This window comes from Thermodesulfobacteriota bacterium (genome assembly GCA_039028315.1).
GTDB lineage: Bacteria > Desulfobacterota_D > UBA1144 > Nemesobacterales > UBA2774 > CR02bin9.
This window is the reverse complement of sequence record JBCCIH010000158.1, coordinates 1-5,940: the sequence shown is the minus strand read 5'-3', so window position 1 is coordinate 5,940 and position 5,940 is coordinate 1. Positions and strand designations below refer to the sequence as shown.

Genomic DNA, 5,940 nt, shown 5'->3' with positions numbered 1-5,940 from the left:
TTGCAAGCTGGTACTTAGCCTGCACTTTTTTGCGGAATTTCTGCATCGCTTCGTATGTAGCATCATCTGGCTTAACGTAGGCTTGAAGGGTTACATAGCTCCTTCCCTTTCCGCCGTTTCTACCTTTTTTGGCAAGTTTAAGGAACTTCTTAAGCGAATCCTCTACGCTTTTTGCTTTAAAGCTTGAGTAAACAGTGATACCTTTTTCTGTTAAAGTAGGTCTTACATATGGGAGTTTCCCTTTTTCTTGATATTGGGCAATCATTTTTCTTGCGAGCACTTTAGCTGCCTCAACATTAGGCTGATTAAATGGATGGATTCCAATAATCATTCCAGCAATTGCTATTGCAAATTCCCAGCGGAAAAACTCGCCTCCAATATCGTAGATATCTTGTAAATTTATCCTGACAACTGGATGACCATGGTCTTCTAAAACCTTAACTTTTCTATCATATGTTGTGTCACCTGCAAGGCGAAGATAAACGAAAAGTCTGTCGTTGGCATAATTATTAGGGGGTCCAATAGGCTCACGGTCAACCGGCAAAATTCCTTTGCCGATTTTTCCAGTACTCTCAGCTATAAGCTGCTCAGCCCAAGCGCCAAAACTCTCAATAGGTGGAGAAGCAATTAACGTTACTTTATCGTGTCCCGCTAAAGTAAGCTCTCCCATGATTGCGCCGAGCCAAGCTCCTGAGTGATCACCTTCAACAGCGCAGTTACAGCTCTCGTTGTTGTGCAGCATTTTTATAGCGCGCTCGAGTAGAAGCGGAACATCTACTCCCTGAAACGCTGCCGGCGGTATTCCGACAAATGATAGAGCTGAGTAACGGCCGCCAATATTTGGATCATTTAAAAATGTTGTTCTAAATTTAAGATCCTGAGCTATATTCTCAAGGTTGCTTCCGGGATCAGTAATTGCGACAAAGTGTTTTCCAACTTCTTTTTTCCCTACTTCATCAAGCACTTCGTTATAGAAATACTTCATGTAAGAAAGAGTCTCTGCAGTTCCGCCTGATTTGGTAGATACTACAAATAGAGTTTTCTTCATATTAAGATTTCTTCTATAGTCTAATATCATTCCAGGATCGGTGCTGTCCAGGACATGGACATTTAAGTAACCCTTTCTAGATCCGTAGGTTTCTCTTATTACCTCAACCGCAAGGCTTGAGCCGCCCATGCCAAGGAGTAAAAGGTCAGTGTAGCCCTCTTTTCTGACTTGCTTAACCACCACGTTAATGCCTGTTATAGCGTCTGCCATTACCTCAGGTATATGAAGCCAGCCAAGGCGGTTACTTATTTCAGTAGGTTTCTTTTCCCAAACTAGATAGTCAAAATTCCAGATTTTCTCAATTATGTTGTTATCGCGTATGTTCTCAAGTGCTTTATCCACGGCTGCCTGGTGTTTCCCCAAACTAGCCGTATACGACTTTTTTCCCTGAATAATCTGCTCCCTTTTGTCAGCAATACTTTGCATCAATGTTTCAAAGGAAGCAGCAAATTTTTTAACACCGTCTTTAAGCAGAAAATCAGTAATATCATCAAGCTTGATTCCTGTTCTTTTGAGTTTAGCAAGATCAGCGTGCGCTTGCTTAACACCCTTAGTCAAAGTGATTTTAGGTGTGCCGTGATCCTTGAAATTCTTATATGTTGCAGGAGGAACTGTGTTTACAGTATTAGGGCCTATGAGTTCGTCCACATATAATGTGTCAGGATAAGCCGGGTTTTTAGTGCTCGTGCTCGCCCATAGAACTCTTTGTGGTCTAGCGCCCAATTTTTTAAGTTTATTCCATCTTGGACCGCTAAACACTTTTCTGTATTCTTCGTATGTTACTTTAGAGTTTGCTATTGCAATTTTACCCTGAAGAGCTTTGTTTCCTTTTTTTTCTAGCTCTGCATCAACAGCAGAGTCAACTCGGCTTACAAAAAATGATGCAACTGAGGCAATCCTGTCTACCGTGTGTCCTTTAAATACTGAAGGTCCGTTTTCTGCAAGTATCTCAAGTCCTTTTATATATGCCTCTGCCACAGCTTTGTATTGCTCAAGACTAAACATAAGAGTTACGTTCACATTGATACCAGAAGCTATTACCTCTGTGATAGCAGGAATTCCAGCTTTTGTGGCGGGAATTTTAATCATCACATTCGGTTTGTTAAGCGCAACGAAATATCTCTTTGCGTCTCGAATGGTTTGTTTTGTCTTATTAGCTAATGTTGGACTGACCTCTAGGCTGATAAAGCCATCGCCAGCGTTTGATTCATCATATAAAGGCCTGAAATCATCCGCTGCCATTGCGATATCTTTTAACGCTAGAGCTTCATATATCTCATCGACTGATTTATTTTCTTCAACTAGTGCTTTGATATCTTCGTCATAGTCGGAGCTGCCCGCTATGGCTTTTTCTAAAATTGATGGGTTTGAGGTCTCACCTCTAAGACCTTCATCGATTAAGGCTCTAAGCTCGCCTTTAGTTAAAAAAGAACGTCTAATGTAGTCATACCATATTGATTGACCCAGCTTTGTAAGTTCTTTAATGTTATTAGGCATAGTGCTCTCCTATAAATGGTTTTATCGTTTCATAACTATTTCTTACTTTTTTTGTTCTTCTTAAGAGTTTGTCTAGCTTTAGCTGCAACATTATTAACTGTAAACCCAAACTCAGGCCAAATATCTGCTACTGGGGCCGACTCACCAAAGGTATCTACACCTATAGAGGTGCCATTGTCAGCGAGCCCAACATACTTTTGCCATCCTACTGTGGAGCCGGCTTCAACAGATACTCTTGCTCTAACTGAATCTGGCAAAACCTTTTCCTGATATTGAGCGCTCTGCTGATCAAAAAGCTCCCAGCAAGGCATACTAACCACTCTAACTTTAATTCCCTCATTTGTAAGCCTTTCATAGGCGCCCAGACACAGCTGAACCTCTGATCCAGTTCCGATTAGTATTAAGTCTGGCTTTCCTTTGCTGTCAGCAAGAATGTAGCCGCCCTTCAAAGCTCCCTTGGCAGAAGCATATTTGCTGCGGTCAAAGGTAGGAACATTCTGCCTGGTAAGAATAAATGCAGTAGTCCTATCTTTAGCTTCTATTACATGCTTCCACAATGCACTAAGCTCATTTGCATCTGCAGGCCTTATAACGTCAAGATTTGGCACTGCTCTAAGAGCGGCAAGGTGTTCGATTGGTTGATGGGTAGGTCCATCTTCGCCAAGGCCTATGCTATCATGAGTGAATACATAGATAACTGGATTTTTCATTAAACATGACAGGCGAAGAGGCGCTTTAAGATAATCTGAAAATACAAAATAGCATGATGCATATGCTCTTAGCTTGCTAAGGACCATACCATTTGTCACTGCTGCCATTGCAGCTTCTCTAATACCATAGTGAAAATTTCTTCCATCATATGCGTTTTTTTCAAAACTGCCAGTATCTTCTAAGTAGGTCTTAGTTGAAGGCCCTACGTCACCCGCTCCCCCAAGAAACCACGGTATTTCTTTACCAATTGCGTTTAGGATCTTACCGTTTGAGCTTCTGGTTGCCGGACCTTTTGGATCGGCAGGGAAAGTTGGCAGGCATTTCTCCCAGCCTTTTGGCATTTCATGTTTTTCCATCATTTCAAACTCTTTTGCTAAATCCGGGTATTTTGAGGCGTACTTAGAGAATTTCTTATTCCACTTATCCTCATCGCTTTTACCCCTTTTTAGAATTTTATTTCTGTAGTTCTTAACTTCATCAGGAACATAGAATTTCTTATCAGGAGGCCAGCCGTAGTTTATTTTCGTTTTTTTAATCTCATCCTCTCCAAGAGGCTCTCCGTGGGCTGCGGCAGTATCCTGTTTATTCGGGCTGCCAAAACCAATATGACTGTCTACAATTATTAAAGAGGGTTGTTCTTTTTCTTTTTTAGCCCGAGTAAGCGCTTCTTGTAGAAGTTCTAAATTATTTGCGTCTCCAACGTGCTGTACATGCCACTTGTAACCCATGAACCTATCGGCTACGTCCTCGCTAAAAGCAAGGTCTGTATGGCCTTCAATTGTTATGTGGTTGTTGTCGTATAGCCAGATCAAATTGCTAAGACCCAAATGACCTGCAAGCGAAGCTGCTTCACTTGAGATTCCCTCCATCATGCACCCGTCTCCCCCAAGGGCGAAAACATGGTAGTTGATTATCTCATGCCCAGGACGGTTGAAGTATTTAGCTATCCACTTCTCAGCAATTGCCATTCCGACAGAAGTTGCATAGCCCTGCCCAAGCGGGCCTGTTGTAGTTTCAATACCTGGTGCCATTCCGTGTTCGGGATGCCCCGCGCATTTACTATGAAGCTGTCTGAAGGTCTTGATATCATTTAGGGAAACTTTATAACCGCTTATATGAAGCATGCTGTAAAGAAGCATTGATGCATGCCCTGAAGATAGAACAAATCGGTCACGGTTTGGCCAGTCTGGGTTTTTAGGATTAAAACTCATAAACTTGTCCCAGATTGTATATGCCACAGGAGCCATAGACATAGGAGTTCCAGGATGACCGGAATTAGCCTTTTGAACTGCATCCATTGAGAGTGTTCTAACTGTATTAATAATTAATTGCTCTAGTTTATCTTTTTTCTTTTTAGGCTTAGATGCCATAGCCGATCTCCTTAGAATTTTTAATTCTCAAAAATGTTAGCACTGATTTCAAAAATGCACTTTGTTCTTTTACCTCTTGATATTAAACAATATTTGTTAACTCCGAATCGAGAAATTTATTTTAGTTTTGTAATGGAAAATTGGGAGCAATACTTTACTAATACTCGTTTTATCTATTTTACGGGTATGGATATGTTTATAAGTGTATATGGGTTGATTTTGTTCTTGCAACAAATGTAATTACCTCAATTTATTAGCTAATTACTCCGCCCGGTATCATTTATACCCTCACGGGATTATCACATATCAAGTCTGGTTTTTCAAGAAAACACGAAACTTACAGCTCAACAGATAATGCAGCCCCAACGATACCTGCATCATTGTGCATCTGTGCAGGCACTACTTTTGTTTTAAGCTCAATATATTTAAAGAACTTATCGGGTTTTTTGCTTACCCCGCCGCCAATAATAAACAAGTCAGGAGATAGCAACTTCTCCATAGTTTGAAGGTATACGTTTACTCTGTGACCCCATTTTTTCCAGCTCAGTTTTTTGCGCTCTCTAACACTTGCGGCCGCTCTTTTCTCCGCGTCCTTGCCATCTATCTCTATGTGGCCAAGTTCAGTGTTGTGCACAAGATGACCATCTACAAAAACGGCGGTTCCTATGCCTGTGCCAAGCGTTACCATTACCACAACTCCACCCCCGTGTTTGTTATAATCCTTTCCGGCTCCGAATTTCATCTCTGCAAGCCCCGCGCTGTCTGCATCATTAATCACTACAGCATCACAGGTTGACATTTTTTTTATCTGATGCTGTATATTGACCCCTATCCATTGACTATCTAAATTAGCCGCTGTGTGAACAACACCTTGCTTTAAAACACCTGGGAATCCGCAGCCGATCTTGCCTTTCCATTCCCAGTGCTCAATAAGCTTATTTATCACCTCAAGCATTGCTCTTGGAGTTGGGGGCTGAGGGGTTTCAATACGAAAGCGCTCTTGAAGCAAAACTCCTTTTGAGATATCCACAGGGGCAGCTTTTATACCTGTTCCACCTATATCAATACCAAGAATTTTTTTAGGAGATCTAACTATTCGTCTGGCCATTTAGTTTCCTTTTTTAAAATAAACCCAGATTGATTTACTATTGTACACCAAGTTAATGCAATAAATAAAGTCTTGGGATCTTTTTATTAGATGTAGGGCGTATAAAAAAAGTTTCGTCTACGTTTTTAGAAAAAATGGGTAGTCTTATCTAAATACTTTTCGCAGGGGGTTTGTTAAATGGCTTGGATATATCTTCTTATAGCCGG

General features: G+C 41.1%; 3 protein-coding genes. All 3 read right to left on the bottom strand.

Annotated elements, in window-relative coordinates; all coding sequences use genetic code 11:
- Window positions 1-2,545 (bottom strand): bifunctional transaldolase/phosoglucose isomerase (locus tag AAF462_09520; protein MEM7009357.1); only part of this gene is annotated, 2,545 nt, incomplete at its 3' end.
- Window positions 2,546-2,580: 35 nt separating this feature from the next.
- A complete protein-coding gene (gene tkt / locus AAF462_09515; GenBank protein ID MEM7009356.1) occupies window positions 2,581-4,626 on the bottom strand; it encodes a transketolase in 2,046 nt (681 codons plus the stop codon).
- 337 nt (window positions 4,627-4,963) lie between these two features.
- Complete coding sequence (locus AAF462_09510) at window positions 4,964-5,734, bottom strand: ROK family protein (protein ID MEM7009355.1); 771 nt, start codon at window positions 5,732-5,734, stop codon at window positions 4,964-4,966.
- Window positions 5,735-5,940: the final 206 nt, after the last annotated feature.

Coding starts and splice junctions, on each gene's coding strand:
- tkt (MEM7009356.1), bottom strand. CDS start 4,626: ATGGCATCTAAGCCTAAAAAGAAAAAAGATAAACTAGAGCAATTAATT.
- AAF462_09510 (MEM7009355.1), bottom strand. CDS start 5,734: ATGGCCAGACGAATAGTTAGATCTCCTAAAAAAATTCTTGGTATTGAT.